This is a genomic window from Aliterella atlantica CENA595 (genome assembly GCF_000952155.1).
Taxonomy (GTDB): domain Bacteria; phylum Cyanobacteriota; class Cyanobacteriia; order Cyanobacteriales; family Chroococcidiopsidaceae; genus Aliterella; species Aliterella atlantica.
On sequence record NZ_JYON01000008.1, the window covers coordinates 40,765 to 61,117 of the forward strand.

The 20,353-nt window shown below is 43.2% G+C and carries 15 protein-coding genes; 8 read left to right on the top strand and 7 right to left on the bottom strand.

Annotated features, from left to right (window positions below; genetic code table 11):
- The first annotated feature begins 214 nt into the window (after positions 1 to 214).
- Both UH38_RS09330 and UH38_RS09335 read left to right on the top strand, forming a co-directional pair.
- Positions 215 to 925, top strand: a complete 711-nt coding sequence (locus tag UH38_RS09330; protein ID WP_045054388.1) for a response regulator transcription factor — start codon at positions 215 to 217, stop codon at positions 923 to 925.
- On the top strand, positions 925 to 2,016 hold the full coding sequence (locus tag UH38_RS09335; protein ID WP_045054389.1) for a sensor histidine kinase: 1,092 nt from the start codon (positions 925 to 927) through the stop codon (positions 2,014 to 2,016). The genes UH38_RS09330 and UH38_RS09335 overlap by 1 nt, the downstream gene beginning before the upstream one ends.
- Positions 2,017 to 2,337: 321 nt before the next feature.
- Here UH38_RS09335 and dacB read toward each other — a convergent pair whose 3' ends face one another.
- Positions 2,338 to 3,831: a D-alanyl-D-alanine carboxypeptidase/D-alanyl-D-alanine endopeptidase gene (gene dacB / locus UH38_RS09340; RefSeq protein ID WP_045054491.1), complete on the bottom strand. Its 1,494-nt coding sequence runs from the start codon at positions 3,829 to 3,831 to the stop codon at positions 2,338 to 2,340.
- Positions 3,832 to 4,088: 257 nt separating this feature from the next.
- Here dacB and UH38_RS09345 point away from each other — a divergent pair, with 257 nt between their 5' ends.
- Positions 4,089 to 4,847, top strand: a complete 759-nt coding sequence (locus UH38_RS09345; RefSeq protein ID WP_235355149.1) for a hypothetical protein — start codon at positions 4,089 to 4,091, stop codon at positions 4,845 to 4,847.
- Positions 4,848 to 4,912: 65 nt separating this feature from the next.
- On the top strand, positions 4,913 to 5,662 hold the full coding sequence (locus UH38_RS09350) for a hypothetical protein (protein WP_052672320.1): 750 nt from the start codon (positions 4,913 to 4,915) through the stop codon (positions 5,660 to 5,662).
- A gap of 56 nt (positions 5,663 to 5,718) precedes the next feature.
- On the opposite strand, the gene ilvB is transcribed toward UH38_RS09350, so the two are convergent.
- The 3 genes from ilvB to UH38_RS09365 all read right to left on the bottom strand — a co-directional run bounded on the left by ilvB (position 5,719) and on the right by UH38_RS09365 (position 9,636).
- Positions 5,719 to 7,572 (bottom strand): biosynthetic-type acetolactate synthase large subunit, encoded by a 1,854-nt coding sequence (ilvB, locus tag UH38_RS09355; protein ID WP_200892375.1) that lies wholly within the window; start codon positions 7,570 to 7,572, stop codon positions 5,719 to 5,721.
- 178 nt (positions 7,573 to 7,750) lie between these two features.
- Positions 7,751 to 9,034 (bottom strand): MFS transporter, encoded by a 1,284-nt coding sequence (locus UH38_RS09360; protein WP_045054390.1) that lies wholly within the window; start codon positions 9,032 to 9,034, stop codon positions 7,751 to 7,753.
- An 8-nt stretch (positions 9,035 to 9,042) separates the two neighbouring features.
- A complete protein-coding gene (locus UH38_RS09365) occupies positions 9,043 to 9,636 on the bottom strand; it encodes a hypothetical protein (protein WP_045054495.1) in 594 nt (197 codons plus the stop codon).
- Positions 9,637 to 9,907: 271 nt separating this feature from the next.
- Here UH38_RS09365 and UH38_RS09370 point away from each other — a divergent pair, with 271 nt between their 5' ends.
- Together UH38_RS09370 and UH38_RS09375 are read left to right on the top strand one after the other, a co-directional pair.
- Complete coding sequence (locus UH38_RS09370) at positions 9,908 to 12,892, top strand: diguanylate cyclase (protein ID WP_045054391.1); 2,985 nt, start codon at positions 9,908 to 9,910, stop codon at positions 12,890 to 12,892.
- Between the two features lie 311 nt (positions 12,893 to 13,203).
- A complete protein-coding gene (locus tag UH38_RS09375; RefSeq protein ID WP_045054392.1) occupies positions 13,204 to 14,343 on the top strand; it encodes a ferrochelatase in 1,140 nt (379 codons plus the stop codon).
- 126 nt (positions 14,344 to 14,469) lie between these two features.
- On the opposite strand, the gene UH38_RS09380 is transcribed toward UH38_RS09375, so the two are convergent.
- Positions 14,470 to 15,015: an NADPH-dependent FMN reductase gene (locus tag UH38_RS09380; protein WP_045054393.1), complete on the bottom strand. Its 546-nt coding sequence runs from the start codon at positions 15,013 to 15,015 to the stop codon at positions 14,470 to 14,472.
- A gap of 275 nt (positions 15,016 to 15,290) precedes the next feature.
- On the opposite strand from UH38_RS09380, the gene ftsH reads away from it, so the two are divergent.
- Positions 15,291 to 17,207: an ATP-dependent zinc metalloprotease FtsH gene (gene ftsH / locus UH38_RS09385; protein ID WP_045054496.1), complete on the top strand. Its 1,917-nt coding sequence runs from the start codon at positions 15,291 to 15,293 to the stop codon at positions 17,205 to 17,207.
- A gap of 137 nt (positions 17,208 to 17,344) precedes the next feature.
- On the opposite strand, the gene UH38_RS09390 is transcribed toward ftsH, so the two are convergent.
- Positions 17,345 to 18,040: a M23 family metallopeptidase gene (locus UH38_RS09390; RefSeq protein ID WP_045054394.1), complete on the bottom strand. Its 696-nt coding sequence runs from the start codon at positions 18,038 to 18,040 to the stop codon at positions 17,345 to 17,347.
- Positions 18,041 to 18,500: 460 nt separating this feature from the next.
- On the opposite strand from UH38_RS09390, the gene UH38_RS09395 reads away from it, so the two are divergent.
- Positions 18,501 to 18,884: a hypothetical protein gene (locus UH38_RS09395; protein ID WP_045054395.1), complete on the top strand. Its 384-nt coding sequence runs from the start codon at positions 18,501 to 18,503 to the stop codon at positions 18,882 to 18,884.
- A gap of 17 nt (positions 18,885 to 18,901) precedes the next feature.
- On the opposite strand, the gene UH38_RS09400 is transcribed toward UH38_RS09395, so the two are convergent.
- Complete coding sequence (locus UH38_RS09400) at positions 18,902 to 20,251, bottom strand: glycosyltransferase family protein (RefSeq protein WP_235355151.1); 1,350 nt, start codon at positions 20,249 to 20,251, stop codon at positions 18,902 to 18,904.
- Between the last annotated feature and the right edge of the window lie 102 nt (positions 20,252 to 20,353).

Genomic DNA, 20,353 nt, shown 5'->3' on the forward strand with positions numbered 1-20,353 from the left:
GTACGTCTTGCTAGCACTATTTTTCCTCCCTGGATGCAACTTCATGACTAGAATCTAATTTTTCTCATCCTTGCCTACATAATTCAACGACATCAGCAGTAAGCCTCGCTTATATTACCCACAACCAACTTGCTTTTCACAGCAAACTATTAGTTTCTAGCTGGATAATGAAGATAGTTGTTTGAATAGGTTATAGCTTACCGCCAACAGCTTTATGGATATTTTGATTGTCGAGGACGAACCGGAGATTGCCAAACTGATTCAACTATCGTTAGAAAAAGAAGGATTTTCTTGCCAGATTAGTCCTGATGGTTTGAATGCATTGCGGTTAGTTCAAGAGCAACAGCCAGATTTAATTATTCTAGACTTGATGCTCCCTGGGTTAGATGGACTAGAACTATGCGCCAGAATCAGGCAAAAGCCTGGGACAAAAGATCCTTATATATTGATGCTCACAGCTAAAGGTGAAGAAATCGATCGCGTAATTGGTTTGTCTACTGGCGCAGATGATTATTTAGTTAAACCTTTTAGTCCCAGAGAATTAGTTGCGAGAGTAAGAGCGCTACTAAGGCGGAGTTTGCGCCAAGGCGGACAGCATCAAACCTATCGCACCGAGCATTTTAGCGTTGATGTAGACGCGCACACTGCTAGCCGCCATCTAAATAGTAAAGATGCTGAAGAACTATTAGATTTGACAACATTAGAGTTTAACTTATTAACGATGTTTGTCAGCAATCCTGGCAGGGTATGGAACCGCAGCCAATTAATAGATAAACTTTGGGGTAGCGACTTTTTTGGCGATGAACGAGTAGTAGATACTCATGTGGCGCGGTTGCGGAAGAAAATTGAGCCAGATTCTAGCAATCCGACTTTTATTAAAACAGTAGTGGGTGTAGGTTATAAATTTGAAGACCGAGAAAGCTAATGACTAGATGGGGATTGCGATCGCGCTTATTTTTTTCTCACATTTTGGTAATGACTGTGGGGATAATTAGTTTGGTTGCGATCGGCAAAATTTCTTCGCCGCGCTTTTTCGTTCTGAAGCTAGAACAGTTAGAGGGTACGGGTTTTCGGTTGCGTTACGCTCGTCCGCAACTAATTGAAGGCTTTGAAAATGCTTGGTATCGCGGCACATTTTGGTCGGTAATTGCTAGTACCACAGCATCAGGAGCATTGAGTTATTGGCTATCGCGGCGTATCGTCCAAAGTTTGACGCAAATGGAACAAATGACTCAGCAGTTTGCATCAGGACAATTAGATCGGCGTTTACCTGCGAGCGATATTCCCGAACTCAATAGCCTCAGCGCTAGTTTTAACCGCATGGCAGATAGTTTAGAAGGAGTAGAACAAAGGCGTAGAGAACTAATTAGCGATCTTACACACGAACTAAGGACACCTTTAACCATTGTGCGGGGATATTTAGAAGAACTAGCCGAAGGAGGAATAGCACCTTCACCAGAAATATATCTGCAAATAGCAACTGAAACTAAGCGCTTAGAAAGGTTAGTTAACGATTTACAAGAACTATCTAAAGCTGAAGCAGGATACTTGGCAATTAACTTGCAACCTGTTAACTTACGTCCCTTATTAGAGTCATTAGTACAAAGATTTGCCGATCAATTGTTAGAAGAAGGACCAACTTTAAGTTTGCAATGTCCGCCGCAATTGCCGCTAGTATTAGCAGATATCGATCGCACAGAACAAGTATTAGTAAATTTGCTAGGTAATGCCCTACTTTATACACCTACAGGTGCGATCGCACTTTGCGCCTGGGTAGAGCCAGGTTCGCTGTGGTTAGCAGTTACAGATACAGGCATTGGGATTGCTCCAGAGCATTTACCGCATATATTCGAGCGCTTTTATCGAGCAGACAGGTCCAGGTCGCGTCATTCTGGAGGTACGGGGATAGGTTTAGCTATATCCCGCCGTCTAGTTGAACTGCAAGGCGGCGAGATTGCAGTTGAAAGCGAATTAGGTAAAGGCAGTACGTTTCGGTTCTTTTTGCCCTTGGTTTAATTGTAGTGCTGCATTATCGCTTAAGCAATTTCTTCCTAATCCACTAGAGAAACCGCGTCCCGATTCGCAATCGCGCTCGTTGTAAGCTAGTAAAAACCGCACCGAGTCAGGTCGCCATAAGCTAACTACCTGCATCACGTTAGCGTTTAAGACGATTCGCGTACTTCTTAGACTGCATGACGCGCCCCTTCTTTGTGAATCTCTTTAGGAAGTTGCACATTCTAACTAGAATCGTAACCAGGAGATACAACCCTAGATAAATCTTCTGCTGCGCCATACTTTTACCCCCAGATAAATCTTGCTATCCTAGTTTGCCCAAATTTAGCAACGACGCAAGCTGGCAAGATTAACGACAATTTCATCAACAGCTTGTCTTAAAACTGTCGTAGGTCGATCTGATTGATTGACAATAATACTAAAAACTAGAGGTTCGTAATTTGGCGCTTCTATATACCCTGACAACCCAATAGCACCACTTATCGTCCCTGTCTTAGCACTGACAATACCTTGAGCGGGCGTACCTTGCAAGCGATTTTTCAGCGTACCGCTAACGCCTGCTATTGGCAAGGAGGCGCGATAAATAGCCGCCTGGGGTGACTTTGCCATTGCATTGAGGGTTTGGGCGATCGCTTTTGGCGTTGCTAAATTATGCCGCGACAATCCCGAACCATCTGCTAATACATACCCAGTTGCATCTACTCCTAGTGTTGTCAAAGCTTGTTTGACTGCAATTATTCCTTTTTGCGAGTTACTATTAGAGGAATTTACCCTACTTCCTAACGCCCGTAACAACGCTTCTGCATACAAGTTGTTGCTATTTTGATTTGTCTCTATTAATAACTGCGATAAGGGCGACGAATTTATGGCTGCAAGTTCAGGTGCTTTAGCTAGTTGCTTTTGCACTTCAATAATATTTAGTCTTACCCTGTCGCTATTATCCGCAATCCCTGCAACCAATAGTACGCGGCGCAAATGCTGCACAAAATTTTCTGCTGGGTTGACTACAGCTAGCGCTACTGATTCAGGTGGAGAATCGGCGCTTAACTGTCCGCTTATCTGCAAAATACCGCTTAAATCTCTATTTACTACAACTTCTGCTGGTGATTTTGGCTTTGCTGTCACCGATTGATTATCAACTTGCCACATTCTTGCAGCAATTGGATCTTGCCAAACAAGGCGCAATGGTTGATTTACTTGTTGCGGTAATAGCTGTAACGTTACAGCATTTTGATTCAAAATTAAGCTGCCAATGGGTGCGCCATAATCTGCCTGAATATCTCCCCATTCCCAATCTGGGCTGATGATATCGTCAGCACGATCGCCTTCAACTCCTAAATATATTAATTGACGCACTCCGGTAAGCTTCAACTGCCTTGCTAATGCTGTAAGCTGCACATCTGTCAAACTTGGATCTCCCCTTCCCACAAGGCGCAGCAGCCCGTCATCTGTGCCATAAATGGAAGTGCGAAACCGAAAGTTTGCCCCTAACTTTTGTAAAGCCGCAGCAGTTGTTAGTAGTTTGAGGTTTGAAGCGGGAATAAAATATTTATCTGCATCGCGGCTATAGAGATTTTGAGCATTATTTAATTTTTGAACGACGATTCCCCAACGCGATCTGCTAAATTGGGGGCGATCGATAATCCTATCTATTGCCGTACCTAACTGCGCTGGGCAAACAGAATTAGGAGATTTTAACAGATCGGGTAGCGCAGACTGGGCGTAAATGCCCTGAATATTTCTTTTAGCTGCAACTGGTTGGCTAATGCTGAACTGGGCGTTGAGCAAAATTAGAACTAAACTTGTCTGTTTAGTCATGCCACTGGCGAACTTTACCGATTTACTTTTGAATAATTGCCACATCTGATTATTTTGCGATCGCGATGTTAGATTTTAGGCATTTTTCAGCCCCAAATTACCAAATCTAAGTAAACCTTTCCCCAGACAGAACCCCTGAAAATTTACCTTGGATATAATTTTTACAATGACTGCTTAAGTAATCCGGCTATTAGGCTCAGAAAAACCAGTCGCAGAGATTGTATCTACCATAAATTCAGTTAATATACAAACTATTTTTGGCATCTAACACTATGGCAGCCCAAGATCGAGGTTTAAATACTCCTCCTAGTCCCACTGTTATCCAGTATCCCAGCAATAAAGGTAATAAAACTTTGGCGGCGATCGCATTATTACTATCTAGTCTGGCTTTATTAGGTACGGGCTTAACATTATTTCAAGTCTCTCAACTGCGGCAAGAACTCAGCCAAGTAAGAGATAGCATCAATAGTTTATCTGCTGCTAATTCCAATGCCCAAACTCAAGCCCCGTTGACAGCACAAACCAATGATGGCACATCTGCGACTTACTCCGCAGTTCCTCTTAATACCGTTCCTCCAACAACTGTATCGCCTACAGCACCCAATCCTACTATTACACAAGCCCCTGTAAGTAATGCTGGCATCCAACCAGGGCAATTTGTTCAGCCTGCCTTTAAAACTAAAGGACAAGTAGAATTACTACAAGTAAATAGAGTTAAAAGTCAGCCTGATGTAGTAAACGTGCAAGTGCGCGTCCGCTTGCTAAGACCGCAAGAGGCAGTTGGCAGCGATGCTATGTATATAGGTGGGGCAACAGCCCGCAACCCCGAAACTAGCGAAACTTACCAGGCGGTTGATGATAAATCAACAGGTACAGTTTCTCTGTACTCAATGAAAATAGCGAACCAGTCTTCAGCCGACGCTTATGTATGGTTGCAAATTCCTAAAGAAGTTAGCAACGTAGATATCTACATTCCCAATACCCAAGCATTTCAAAACGTGCCAATTGCCAATTAAAATTTATGGCGCATCGCATCTCGTTGTAGTACACAAAAATTTGATAGTAGTTCTTATCTAACACTATGGCAGCCCAAGATCGAGGTTTAAATACTCCTCCCAGTCCTACTGTTGTCCAGTATGCCAATAATAGAGGCAACAAAGCTTTATCTGCGATCGCATTATTACTATCTAGTCTAGCTTTATTGGGTACGGGCTTAACATTATTTCAAGTTTCCCAATTGCGGCAAGAACTCAGCCAGATAAAAGATAGTATCAATACTTTGTCTGTTGCTAACTCCAATGCCCAAAATCAAGTACCGCTGAATGCACAAACCAACGATGGTACATCTGCAACCTACTCCGCAGTTCCCCCTAATACTGTCCCCCCAGTAAATTCTGTCCCACCAACAACAGTACCCAATACTACTACCACCCAAGCGCCTGCAACTAATGCAGCCATTCAACCTGGTCAATTTGTGCAACCTGTTTTTGGAACCAAAGGACGAATAGAATTACTCAGAGTTAATAGAGTTGAAGGGCAGCCTGATATAGTTAACGTCCAAATGCGTGTACGTGTACTTAGACCACAAGTGACAACTTACAGTGATTCTATTTATCTAGAGGGGACAACTGCCCGCAATCTCCAAACTACCGCAACTTACAAAGCCGTGTCTGGTGAATCAACGGGTTCTGTATCTTTGTTTTCAATGAAAACTCAAAATCAAACTTCAGCCGATGCTTATGTATGGCTACAGATTCCTAAAGAAGTCAGCAATGTAGATATATATATCCCCAACACCCAAGCATTTCAAAACGTACCAATTGCTAACTAGAAAATCGGCGGGATAAAATATTATCCCGCCGATCGCATAATTAAAATTACCCTTATCTACAGCTTAGTACCGCATTCAGGGCAGAAATTGTTACCAATATTTTTAGCCCCACAACTGCTGCAATAAACTGGTTCTACTTGTTGTGGTTGCGGGCGTTCCGGCAAACCAATCATCTGCGAATTGCTCTTGCCTGGCGCTACCATTGGATAGCAGTTTTCATCTCTGGTAACGTGCGCGTCTACTAACACTGGACCATTGTGTGCCAGCATTTGCGCGATCGCATTTGGCAATTCTTCGCGGCTATGAATCGTTATCCCCTTTATCCCATAAGCCTTTGCCAGCATCTCGAAGTCTGGCATTGCTGGCTGCATATTTGAGGACGAATAACGTTCGCCATAAAAAGCTTGCTGCCATTGCCGTACCATTCCCTGCCAACCATTGTTGACAACTACGATCTTGACATTTATACCATAGTGTGCTAACGTCCCCAATTCTTGCAAATTCATCTGGAAACTAGCATCGCCACTAATACAAATTACTTCTTCCTGCGGTAAGGCAACTTTAGCACCCATAGCAGCAGGCAAGCCATAACCCATAGTGCCTAATCCCGCGCTAGAAATCCAGCGACGCGGACCATTTTTCAAAAATTGTGCCGACCACATTTGATGCTGTCCAACATCAGTTGTATAGTAAGCATCCGGCGCTTGAGTAGCTAGTTCGACAATTACCTCTTGAGGCGACACACTATCAGCGTGGTGAGGTACATTCAACGGGTAATCTTGCCGCCAACTACTAATTTTATTTAACCATTCTTGAGTTTGGTTAGGTGCAGCACTGCCGCTTGCTTGACATAAAGCCAGCAATTCTATCAATACTAAGCGCACGTCACCGACAATCGGCACGTCGGGAACGCGGTTTTTACCTACTTCCGCCGGATCGATATCGATGTGAATTACCCTAGCGCGAGAAGCAAATTCATCTAACTTACCAGTAACGCGATCGTCAAATCTTGCACCTACACAAATTAGTAAATCGCACTCGCTCACTGAGAAATTAGCATAAGCTGTGCCATGCATTCCTAGCATTCCCAAGGCTAGAGGATGATTTTCATCAAAAGCACCCTTACCCATCAACGTCGTAGTAACGGGAATATTAAATAACTCAGCTAACTGTTGAATTTCTGCATGAGCATTAGCTGCGATCGCACCACCACCTACATACAGTAACGGACGGCGTGCTTTTTGAATCAACTGCAACGCTGCATTAATTTGCCGAGGATTGCCTTTAACTGTAGGACGATACCCTGGAAGCTTTACTTGTCCAGGTTCTACGCTTACGTAGTCGAACTCCTCTAAGCCTACATCTTTGGGAACATCAATTAATACTGGTCCTGGTCTACCCGTACTAGCGATATAAAATGCTTCGGCGACAATTCGCGCCATATCTCTAACATCGCGCACTACAAAAGAATGCTTGACGATGGGCAAGGTAATTCCATAAATATCAGTCTCTTGAAAAGCATCCGTACCGATCGCCGCGCGAGATACTTGCCCTGTGACAATTACCATCGGGATCGAGTCCATTTGCGCCGTAGCAATACCTGTAACTAGGTTAGTTGCTCCTGGTCCTGAAGTGGCAAAACACACGCCTACTTTACCTGTAGCCCGCGCGTAGCCATCAGCCGCATGAGCCGCACCTTGTTCGTGGCGAACCAAAATATGTTCGATACCGCCCGCAGCTTCAGCCTTATACAATTCGTCGTACAAAGGCAAAATTGCCCCACCAGGATAGCCAAAAATATGCTCAACGCCGTGACGTTTGAGACTGTCAATTAAGGCAAATCCCCCAGTAGCGCGTATAGGGCTAGATATAGCTGCTCTAGATACTTCTTGAACTTTTACGGAATTAATCTTAGCAATGGAGTCCCCGTCTGAGATATTTGGCGATCGCACTTGATAAACCTCACGCAACAGCTAATTTGATTGCAGTATTATTTGTAGCTAAAGATGCATTTTAATGTAAAACAATACTCTAATGTTGACATGAATTCTTATCTTTGACAGTAACAATCAGCAGCTATTGTCAAAGTTAGATTACATTGCGTAAAACTCGGCGGGTATTGTGCCAAGCCCAGACACCAACTAAGGTCACAAACACGCTCATACCCAGCAAAACTAGCTGTAAGCCTAAAGCCGCTGAACCGACCCAATTGCCAAGTGCATCTGTCAATGGTCCAGTAATTGCCAAAGGCAAGCTTAAAGCAATGTTAATCGCATTATTTTGAAATCCAAACACTTTGCCATGCATACTCGCGGGTGTTTGTTGTTGAATCACCGTTTGCATGGGTACGCCAATCAAGGCAGCGCCTAGACCTAAAAATACACTGATGCCTAAGCCTATAACCACACTATCGCTAAAGCTAAATACAGCTAAAGCAATAGCCATAGATAAAAAACCAATTAAAGGTAAAGGTTTGTGATGAAAGCGATCGCCCCAATGACCTAAGATTCCTGCACCCAATACCATGCCGATTCCAGCCGTTGCTAACAAAGCATACTTATTGGACTCTAAGCCAATCTTACTGCCTAATTCAACTGCGAGTACCGTCATCGCGGCAAATACAGAGTAAAGTGCAGTCAACTGGATCATCGCATTACTTACTAGGCGGTTTTGGCGCAAGTAAGCCAAACCCGCTTTAAAATCATGCCAAGGATGTACCTCAATCTGAGCATCTGTACTTCTAACTTCCTGCAAAGGCATCAAGTAAAATACAGCCGCAGCTAACAGATACAATCCACCTACTAATATTTCTTGCCCGCTTTCTCCCCAAGTTTCTGCTAAAGCTAATAACGGCTCTCCTACCGCAAAGCCGACAATTACAGCGCCCATCATCGTTGTTGTAAACAAGGCATTTGCTGACAGTAGAGATTCTTTTTTTACCACTAGGGGAATTGCTGCTTGTTCAGCCGGAGCGAAAAATTGCGTCATTACAGATTCGCAAAAAGCAATCAAAATTAGCACAATATATAGTTTGGGCAGCAATGGCAACGACAATATTAATAGTCCCCTACTCCAATTGCAAACCTCTAAAACCTGCTTTTTTTGGAAGCGATCTACAAAAATACCTGCCGCAGAGCCAAACAAAATTGCTGGTAGAGTGCAAGCAATTAGCAAAACAGAGCGTACAGAATTAGCTCCCCAATTGGAGGGCGATGGGTAGCTTTCTAGTAAAGGAATAGTCAGCAAGATAAAAAATATCTTATCTGCTACCTGCGATACTACTTGTCCGCTCCACAGCGCTAGAAAAGAGCGATTTTTCAGCAAGGCACGAAACCCGCTGTTGGGAGCGGAAGGTTCTTCAACAGGAAACATAATAATTTTTAAATAACTTCAGACTCGTCACTAATCTCCTCAATATATCGTTTCAACAGAATATATAAAAATTGGGCTGCACTTAAGTAACGCGATCGCGCTACTTCTGCTTGAGAACTGACTACCCACCCAGTAACATTAGCAGGCGATCGCCACAATTCTAAATGCTCTACTGGTGGATCGGCGTAGAAATCCTCCCGACGATGGAATAGTAGCGCCGTATCGTGCGTAAAGCGATCGTGACTGAGGCAATGGATCGGAAAATTGCCCGCTAGCGGCACTCCCCAGCTATCTACAGCAATTAACGCTCGAACGCGCCCGCCCATTATCTGCCATCCCCAAGCTGCGCCGATTGCTCCCACGTTACCCGCACTAAAACTAATCAATACTAAGGGTAAAGCGCTGCGAGGATTACCGTAGCATTCTTGCAAAAATCGGAGGATATGGAATGTAGATAAATTTTTATAGCCCTCAGCCGGAAAAATCCGTAAATTTCCTGAGATATCCCAGCTTGAATTGGCAGACAATAGAAGTTCAAACTCCCTTACAAAACTTCGTGTTAGTTCGGGTGCGTGAATGCCAGGACAAATAAAAACATTCATTACGAAAATAAAAAATAAAATGAATAATAGTAAGTAAGCAGTCAGCAAGTTTCTAATTAATAGGTTTTAGCTAAGTTTAAATAATTTTTATAAAAAGTAATATAGCAGAATGAAAAATATTCTTGGGCAATTGAACTCATTAAGTGCATCTCTATGGCTAAAAATAAAAATGCTCCAAAGTGCAACGCTGTTTAATTGCTTGATGTTCTATCTATAAAATCCACACGTTTGGTAAGGAAAGGAAAAACCCTAAGTGGGTAATTGGCAAATAATGGACACAAAAATCGCACCACCAATACCTACAAACGAGTCATCAAGGCTTGCAGCGCTTTGTCAGTACCAAATTCTCGATACCATTCCTGAAAAAGCTTATGACGATATTACTCTTTTAGCTGCCTCTATTTGCCGTACTCCTGTTGCTTTAATTAGCCTAATAGATGCCAACCGTCAGTGGTTTAAAGCCAAAATTGGCTTGGAAGCAGCGCAAACACCCCGCGAGATTGCTTTTTGCGCTTATACAATTTTGCAGCAAGACATATTTATTGTTCCTGATGCCCTCGAAGACGAACGTTTTGCCCGCAACCCATTAGTTACTTCCGACCCCAATATTAGATTTTATGCTGGCGTACCACTAATTACATCAGACGGTTACGCTTTGGGCAGTTTAGTCGTAATTGACTTTATAGCGCGAGAACTCGAACCTCAGCAAATTGAAGCGCTCAAGTCTTTAGGGCAGCAAGTTGTGAAGCTAATTGAGCTACGCCGGACTGTATTAAAATTAGAGAATATCGCCCAGAAACACAAAAAACTACATAAAAATCGCCAAAAATTCTTTCAAAGAATTGCTATAGCCCTGGGTTTGACATCGGTAATGGTTGCAGGTGCAGGATTTTATTCTTACCGCAGCTTGAGCAATATCGTGGCGGTTGGGGATTTGCCTGTAAGTAACTATAAAGTCATCCAAGAACTTGAAGACATACATTCATCTATTCAAAAAGTAGCGATCGCCAAACATCGCTATCTTAGAAGTTCTGAAGTACGTTATTTAGATCCGTACTATCAAGCTAGAGAAGAAATTCAGCAAAAACTCAACCAACTAAAAAAAGATGTCAAAAATGACCCAGTTAGACAAAGTCGCGTAGCAGCATTAGAAATATTAATCGCGCAGAAATTAATAGAGATAGAGCAAACGATTACTATCAGTCAATCTCAGGAGTTGGGTAACGCTTCAGTTCCTCAGCTAATGGAACAAAGCAAACAACTGTCAGATCGGGTTGAAACAACAATTCAATCTATGCAAGCAGCCGAAAATCAATCGTTGCAAAAGCGATCGCAATCTTTGCAAGCCAATACCCGCAATTCCAGCGTAATTTTTTTCGGTGGCATTTTGCTCAATTTTGCCGTACTGGCGATCGTTTACTACTTTATGCGTCGAGAAATTAGCGAACGCCAGCAAGTAGAAGTTGCCTTAGAACAAGAACGCGATTTTACTTTTGCCATTCTCGATACGATCGCTTCATTAGTAGTAGTATGCGACTTTCAAGGCAAAATAGTCCGCTTCAACCGCGCCTCGGAACAAGCAACAGGCTATTACAGCAATGAAGTCAAAGGCAGTTACTTATGGAGTTTATTTGTACCACCAGAACAAGTAAACATAGTAGAAAAAGCGATCGGAGACTTACTGACAGGAACACCTACCAATGAGTATGAAGCCTACTGGATTGCTCGTGATGGCAGTCGGCGCTTAATTGCCTGGTCAAACACTACCCTCCGCAACCCTGCAGGTGCAGTTGAGTACATTATTGCTAGTGGTATTGATATTACAGAGCGCTTTTTAGCCGCCCAAGAACTCAAAGAAAGCCAACAGCGTTACCAAGACTTATTTGAAAATGCTAGCGATTTAATTCAAAGTGTCGCTCTAGATGGTCGTTTCTTATACGTCAATCGAGCTTGGTTGGAGACATTAGGGTATAGCGAATCGGAAATTTTTGGGCTTTCCCTATTTGACATCATTCATCCCGACGACCACGCCCATTGTCAAGAGTTGTTTGGACACGTAATCGGTGGCGAGAGACTTAACAATATCCAAACTAGCTTTATGACCAAAACAGGTCATAAAATTCTAGTTGAAGGCAGTGCTAGCTGTAAATTTGTTGATGGCAAACCTATTGCTGCTCAAAGCATTTTCCGCGATATCACATTACGCAGACAGACAGAAGTAGAACTGCAAAAAGCTAACGAGCAACTATGCCTCTCAGTCAAACAACTAGAACAGCGCAATCACGAAATTACATTACTAAGCGAAATTAGCGACGTGCTACAAGCTTGCCGTACTACTGAAGAAGCTTACACAGCAATTTCTACTTTTCTCAAACTGATGTTCCCTGACTTGCCAGGCGGCATTTTCTTAACTAATGCCTCCAAAAATCTGGTCGAGGTAGTTGTTAGCTGGGGACCGCCACCTCTAACCAGTAACTCTATATTTTCACCTAGCGAGTGTTGGGCATTGCGGCGGGGTAGACCTCATTTTGCTGGCACACTGCATGGTAATTTGCAATGCCGACATTTAGATCGCCCCATTCCTGCCGCCTCTTTGTGCGTTCCCATGATCGCCCAAGGCGAAGCTTTAGGAATGCTCTATTTAAGCTCTCCTGAATCAGCAACTCCCATAGAAGCAAAACAACAGCTAGCAATTACCGTCGCCGAACACATTGCCTTAGCGCTAGCAAATATTAAACTGCGCCAAACATTAGAAAATCAAAGCATCCGCGATCCGCTTACAGGCTTATTCAATCGCCGCTACATGGAAGAATCTTTAGAGCGAGAAATTCAAAGATGCGATCGTAAGCAACAATCGTTAGGAGTTATTATGCTAGATGTCGACCACTTCAAGCGTTTTAACGATACCTTCGGTCACGAGGCGGGCGATAGTATCCTTAAAGAATTGGGACAGTTTTTGCAAAAATACGTTCGGGGTTCCGATATTGCTTGTCGTTATGGTGGCGAAGAATTTACTCTGATTTTGCCGGAAGTGTCTCTGGAAATTACCAACAGACGCGCCGAGCAAATTAGAGAAGGAATTAAGCACTTAAGCGTACAGTATCGCCACGAATCACTAGGACAAATTACGCTATCTTTGGGTGTGGCTAGTTTTCCAGAACATGGCGTAACAGGGCAAGTAGTAATTCGCCAAGCAGATGCCGCGTTATATCGTGCCAAGCAGGAAGGACGCGATGCTGTAAGAGTAGCTCTTTAATATAGTTGCGAGTTTTGAGTTAGAAGGTTGTTAAATAGTTTTAAGTCTCAATCTTTTCCTATCCCTGCAACAGTTTTAGTAGATACTCGCTGGCTCCAAACTACTTAGATTATTTCCCCACCCAGTTTTGATAAATACTGAAAATTAACTCAAAATTAAAAACTTAAAACTCAAAACTACTTAATGCGATCCCCCAGTAGGGGATGTTAACCTAAGAAAAGGACGCACCATAGCTCTGCAAGTTAGGTGTGTCTTTAAGTATTTAATAGATTGTCGAACACTTCAAAATTTATCCAGCCGAGGAACGCATAGTGGTTGCAACTCCTGAAAAATCTCACTCAACTGATACACTCAATGCAGCAACAGGTAAAGACCGAGTTGCCGTCTTATTAATGGGTTACGGTGAAGTCGAGAGCTACGAAGATTTCGCTAACTACAACGAACAAGCTTTAAATCTACTCACTGCTAAGTTTGCCCCTGTACCAACGTGGGTTTATCCGCCCCTGGCAAAGCTGCTAGCAATGTTCGATCGCCATGAATGGGATCACCAACACGATAAGTTTATCTCGCCTCACAATGCTATTTTTGAGGCGCAAAGGGCTGGTATTGAAAAGTGCTTGCAAGATAAATGGGGCGATCGCATTCAAGTTTTCAAAGCTTTTAACTTCTGCGCTCCTTTCTTACCCGACCAGGTATTGACAGAAATTAAAGCTCAGGGTTTTGATAAGTTATTAATCTACCCTCTATTAGTTGTAGATTCCATTTTTACTAGCGGGATAGCAGTAGAGCAAGTCAACCTAGCTTTAACCAAGCTTGCTGATGAAGGCGAACACTGGCTCAAAGGACAGCGCTATATTCCTTCTTTCTTCGACAAAACCGCCTACATCAAACTAATGGCGCAAATGGTAGAAGAAAAAATTGCCGCAGATTTAGCCAGCGCTTATCTACCTTCGCAAACTGGGATCGTGTTGATGAATCACGGTTGTCCCCACAAAGCTAAAGGTTTCACGTCTGGGATTGTCGAAAGCCAAACACTATACGATCGCGTCAGAGACGAACTGATCGAGCGCTATCCCTTAATTTCTGTAGGTTGGCTCAATCACGATACTCCCTTAATTGAGTGGACGCAGCCCAACACCTTTGTCGCAGCCAAAAACTTGATCGATCTAGGTGCAAAAGCGATCGTCTTTATGCCTATCGGTTTTGCTACAGAAAATCACGAAACTCTCTTAGACGTAGACCATATCATTCATGCATTGCAACGCAAGCACCCAGAAGTAAACTACGTCCAACTACCCTGCGTCAACGATCGCCCAGAGTTTCTCCAAATGGCTGCAGACTGGGCTAATCCCCTAATTGAAGAGTTGCTATCAGAACAAGCGATCGCAGTTAACCCACAATTAGCTGTACCTCATACCCACTATCACCATCACCACGACCATCACCATTAATTCGTAATTCGTAATTCGTAATTCGTAATTAAGAAAGGGACTACAGGGGGATCGTCGATGCACCCCTGTAGTCCTCCTTGTTTCAACTAAGCAAAGCAACTGATTAACTGGTCACTGGTCACTAAACTAATCAATTCCCCTTAACTTACGAGTATTGTCTACTAAACTTTGGGCAAATGCATCGAACCTTTGCGACAGCTTTTCGTCTACAATCTTGCCGTCTGGTGAAAATGCTTTCCAGGCTTGTCCGATCGCAATTTGTTCGGGAATTACCCAACCGTGTACCCAACGCATAATTACTCGCAGATCGTTGAGGGCGTTACTATTAGGTTGACCGCCCAACACGCTGATTAATCCTGTAACTTTATTGTCAAGCTGCTCAAAACTCATCAAATCGAGCGCATTTTTGAGTACGCCGCTCAAGCTGCCGTGATACTCTGGCGTAGATAGAATCAATCCATCGGCTGCTTTTACAGTATTTTGTAACTGCTCTACATCGGGGTAATCAAGATACTCATCTTCCCCACTGCAAAAGGGTAAGTTCATCTGCCGCAAGTCGAGAACTTCTACTTCTGCTCCTAATACCTCTACTCGCTTTGCAGCTAGCTCTAATGCTATCTGGCTATAAGAACCAGCCCGTAAACTGCCGCCAATTCCAACTATTTTGACCATATTATTCTCACGTAGGCTAATTATTTGCGAACAATGCGCTTATGTAATCTTCATCCTCAATTGTTGCAAGTCGTAGTCATTACGATTACACTTATTTTAGCTAGTTATTTTTAGTTTGGCAAATCGCTCTTTAGTCAGCGTAATTAAGCCAGAGTGACAGCGACGATGAGAAGAAAGTTAAAATAGATTTTGTGTAAAGCGTTCAAGCTTTGACTGATACAAAGTTTGAATTAGTAAATAACGATCGCCATCCCGCAGACAGAGGGCAGTTGAATATGATAGGTTCTCGCAAAAAAGCATTGAAAAGTCAGCAATCAGATAACAAGATAGCTGGAAATAAAGGTGTAGCAAAGCAAAACCTGCGCCGATTGGCAGCCGGATCGCTGTTAATATTGCAGTCAATGCTGATTGGTACTCCGGCGATCGCTCAAAAAGCAGAAAAAGATGCTCTAACCTATGGCGAACTATTACAAAAAATAGATGCAGGACAAGTTAGCAGAGTAGAACTAGATCCAGAACAACCTATAGCCAAGGTGCAACTAGCAGGACAAAGTGCTGATGCGCCTTTGCAGGAAGTAAGAATACTAGAGCGCGATCGAGAACTGATTGAGCGTTTGCGGAGTAAGAATGTAGAGATAGAAGTCAATTCTTCGGCTAATAGCAGAGCCGCTATGTGGTTTCTGCTCAACTTGTTATGGATTTTGCCTTTGGTCGCTTTAATGCTGTTGTTCCTGCGCCGTTCTGCTAATGCTGGTAGTCAAGCGATGAACTTTGGTAAATCAAAAGCCAGGTTCCAAATGGAAGCCAAAACAGGCATAACATTTAGCGATGTCGCGGGAATCGACGAAGCTAAAGAAGAATTGCAAGAAGTAGTAACTTTCTTGAAACAGCCAGAACGCTTTACCGCAGTAGGCGCAAAAATTCCTAAAGGAGTACTATTAGTTGGTTCGCCAGGAACGGGGAAAACATTACTCGCAAAAGCGATCGCTGGTGAAGCTGGAGTACCATTTTTTAGCATCTCTGGCTCGGAATTTGTCGAAATGTTTGTCGGTGTGGGTGCATCCCGCGTCCGCGATTTATTTAAGAAAGCCAAAGAAAATGCTCCTTGTTTGATCTTCATCGATGAAATTGATGCAGTAGGTAGACAAAGAGGCGCAGGAATTGGCGGTGGTAACGATGAAAGAGAACAAACCCTCAACCAGTTACTTACCGAAATGGACGGCTTTGAAGCAAATACAGGCATTATTATTATTGCTGCAACTAACCGTCCTGATGTGTTAGACGTAGCCTTGCTGCGTCCAGGACGCTTCGATAGACAAGTAATCGTCGATACGCCGGACTTGAAAGGACGATTGGAAATTCTTCAAGTCCACGCTAGGAACAAAAAAGTCGACCCCTCTGTATCCTTAGAAGCGATCGCGCGGCGCACTCCAGGCTTTTCGGGCGCAGATTTAGCCAATTTACTCAACGAAGCTGCAATTTTGACAGCTAGACGGCGCAAAGAAGCAATTACCATCCTCGAAGTTGACGATGCGGTAGATCGAGTAGTAGCAGGAATGGAAGGTACGCCGTTAGTTGATAGCAAGAGCAAGCGTTTGATTGCATATCATGAAATTGGACACGCTTTGATTGCAACTGTAATTAAAGAACACGACCCCGTACAGAAAGTTACGCTAATTCCACGCGGACAAGCACAAGGCTTAACTTGGTTTACACCTAATGAGGAACAAGGCTTGATTTCTAGGTCGCAGCTTCTTGCTAGAATTACTGCTACTTTAGGGGGTAGAGCCGCAGAAGAAGTTGTATTTGGTAGATCGGAAATTACTACAGGTGCAGGACAAGACCTGCAACAATTGACTAATTTAGCTAGGCAAATGGTAACTAGGTTTGGAATGACCGATCTAGGGTTAATATTGCTAGAAGACCAAAATAACGACGTATTTTTAGGTCGTGATTGGATGAAACGTTCCGAGTCTTCTGAGGAAATAGCTAGTAAAATCGACGCGCAAGTAAGAGAAATTATTGGCAAATGCTATCAAAAAGCATTAGAAATTTTGCAAGAGCAGCGATCGCTAATGGACTTCCTGGTAGAGCAATTGATCGAGCAAGAAACCATTGATGGCGATGCTTTTAGGCAAATTGTTGATGAATACACGCAGGTAGATAAGGAACAGTTAGCTGTTTCTCGCTAGGAATAAGCTTTAGCGAACTATAAGCCAGGAGAACTTAACAGCATCAGTTAAAAAGTTACCAGTTAACACAGTTAATACTAGCTAGTTTTATTTCTTAACTGGTCACTGGTTACTGATTGCATCTCCTGGCTTTTTGCTTAGAATTCGGAAACTTTACTATTGACTAGCTGTTGTTTGCTAATCGACGACTGTTGGATATTGGTTGGTTGTTGAGCGTACATAGCTCTAAGTACCAAGGCTGGATCTACATAATTGTTGCCATATTTTAGCCCCCAGTGTAGATGAGGTCCGGTGGTACGTCCTGTCATGCCTACTCTACCAATTCTTGTCCCAGCGCCGAGTTGCTGCCCTTCTCTAATTTGGATACCACCTTGACGATCTACCAAATAGCGATCGCCTCCCGCAGTTTCTACGTGTCCTTTCATGTGACAGTATTTGTGTTCCCACTGCCCAGATTGAATAATTATATGGGTTCCGCAAGCGCTTTTATCAGCAACTTTGACAACTGTGCCTCCCCACCAATTACGAATATAACTGCCTTGAGGAGCAGCTAAGTCTAAACCGCCATGAAATTCCCAGTTAGAACCTCCTGTCGCCGAACGACGATAGCCAAAAGGGGATGTATAGCCGCGAAAATTCTCAACGGGAAATGAAGCACCGCGCCAAGTGCTTCTACTACTTGCTATTTGTTCGCCTTCAGTTTCTAATGCTTTGACGCTCTGCGATTCGGAGAGGGAAGCTGGTATAGAAACGATCGCGATCGCAACTAATGACAGCATTGAAATGTAAGGCTTATTTAGCAAAGGTGAATGGGGTTTAGACTTGTGACTCATAATTCTGACACTCCTCAACAAAACACACGGACATTGATAACTGGCTAGTAATTTACTGTCATAGATTGCCATTGGATAATTTTGCCGCAGAATGGAAAATCTGCAAATGCGCTCTTAGCGATCGCGACTGTGTAACATATACTTCCCAAATGGCAGTTAAAAGTAACTTTAAATCAGGCAAGAGCGAATATTTTTGGTTAGTTTTTACTACGGCGTTAATAATTTTTATCCACCCTTATCGACTAAGGATGTCAACGAAAAATTTTACTTGATGATTGCTTAATGTCAAGGAGGATAAGAGGATTGAAGGCTGCTTATCATGTAGCTCAAAGCACAGTTTTTAGGAAAAGCAGCAAGACACAGCAATTTCAAAGGTTGAGATAGCAAAGGTTTTGTTAATTGAGGGCTTTATCGTTAAAATTCTTTAAGCGCCATCTGTTTCTCAAAAATTACCTAACTCATGTTGAGCGATATTTTTCCGTTTAGGTTTGATTTAAATGCTACGGCGATCGCAGGGGCTAGTTTGTGGTCTTTAGCTCTATATCTTGGCTTTTCGCCATTTAGCACCTGGATTATGCACCAACTACAGCGTTGGTTTAATTTTGCCGAGCGATCGCTTTACATCAGCGAGCAAGAATTTGAAAAGACGCGCCCAGCTAGAGAATCTCAAAATGCTTTCTACGCTTCAATTTTTAGCATTGTGCCATTTTTAGCTTTAGGCGCGTTATGTAACTACGGCGTAGAACTAAGTTTAGGCGCAAGTTGGGCAATTTCAATGGGCGTTATTGCTTGTATAGGTTGCGGTGTGTACGAATTAGGGCGTAGAGATGGAATGAAGGAATAGTTCTGAGTTTTGAGTTTTCAGTTAGAAGAAAAGAGTTTTGGGTGGGAATGTGTTTGGGTTTGTAGTTCTTCGCGGACTAGAGTAGCTAGTTTTTGGGCGGCTCCGGCTTCGCCGCGTATGCTTCGCAGGCGATCGCTAATTTGGGCGAGTTTTTCGGGATGTGCTAAAAAGTCCAGCACCATGTTAGCTATATCGCTAGCTTGAAGTTTGCCAACTAACTCTGGTACTACCTCAGATTTTGCCCAAATGTTGGGCCAAGCGTACAAGCGCCGAGGCAGATGTAAAATTGTCCAATTGATAGCTTTTGCCATAGTTGTACCGACTAGAGGTAAATTGGCAAGTATTCCTGGCAAACCATCCCAAGCACGCATCGCATCTAATTGTTGTGTAGGCAATAAGACAATCATTGGTACAGCCAAAGCACCTAATTCAGCCGTATTAGCGCCTACAGTAGTTAAACAAAGGCAACATTGAGATAATAAGTCATAAGCAGGCGATCGCGTCCACAACTGGACGCACAAGCCGCTATATGTTTTCAGTATTGGGGATGGATCGACAATAAGTTCGGCTGTGACTCCGCCGATTTGCTCGATTACTGGATTTTGTTGCAAATTAGCAAAACTAGCTAAGGTTTCCAAATCTAAGGTTGGCGCGACAGGAATTACAAATTGTGTTTGCGGACGTTCGGCTTTGACTATTTCAGCAACAGCTAATAATAGCGGTACTCCTTGGGCTAATTTTGCTGCTTTTGAACCTGGTAATAATCCAATTAATTCTGCGCTGGGTGGACGGTTGTGGGTGTCGTTTTCGGTTGGGAGACGTAGCACTGCTACGTCTCTACTATCGTTTGTTTGCGTTTGCCCTGCTTCTACCATTAAATCGCCTACTACTGCGAATTTATGGGCGAATTGGCGATTTTGGGGAATAATTTTTGCTTGCATGACTCCGAAACGATCGATCCAACGATGCCATCGGGTTTCCCATTCGGCATATACTACGGTGCGATAGTTTAGACGTTTGCCGATAATTACTGGGAAAATTTGATCGCCGCCTAAAAACACAACTACACCGCGATCGCGCCATTGCCAATTTTCGGCTGTTTTGCCTCGAAGTAAGAATTGCCAGAAATGTTCGGCTGCTTGTACTCTATCTACTTCTGGGTAACTGCTGGCGATCGCTGCTTCTTTGCCCGTACCGTTGGGACAAGGCGATAATACAACTGATATTCGTATCTTCGAGCGATCGTCGCCCAATTGTTGCCGCAGCGCTTCAACAACTGGACGCACCCAAGTTGTAATTTCTCCTGGACCGTTGGAAAGGATTACTATATCAAAGTTTTCCACGTCTAATAAAGTTTTTGCAACCAAAATTGAGTAACTACTATAGATTCTGTCAATAAACGCAAAGAATTATTGCGGAATTTTTATCAAATTGTGTCATATAAGCGCTCAAGTTCTCTTTTGGTAAGC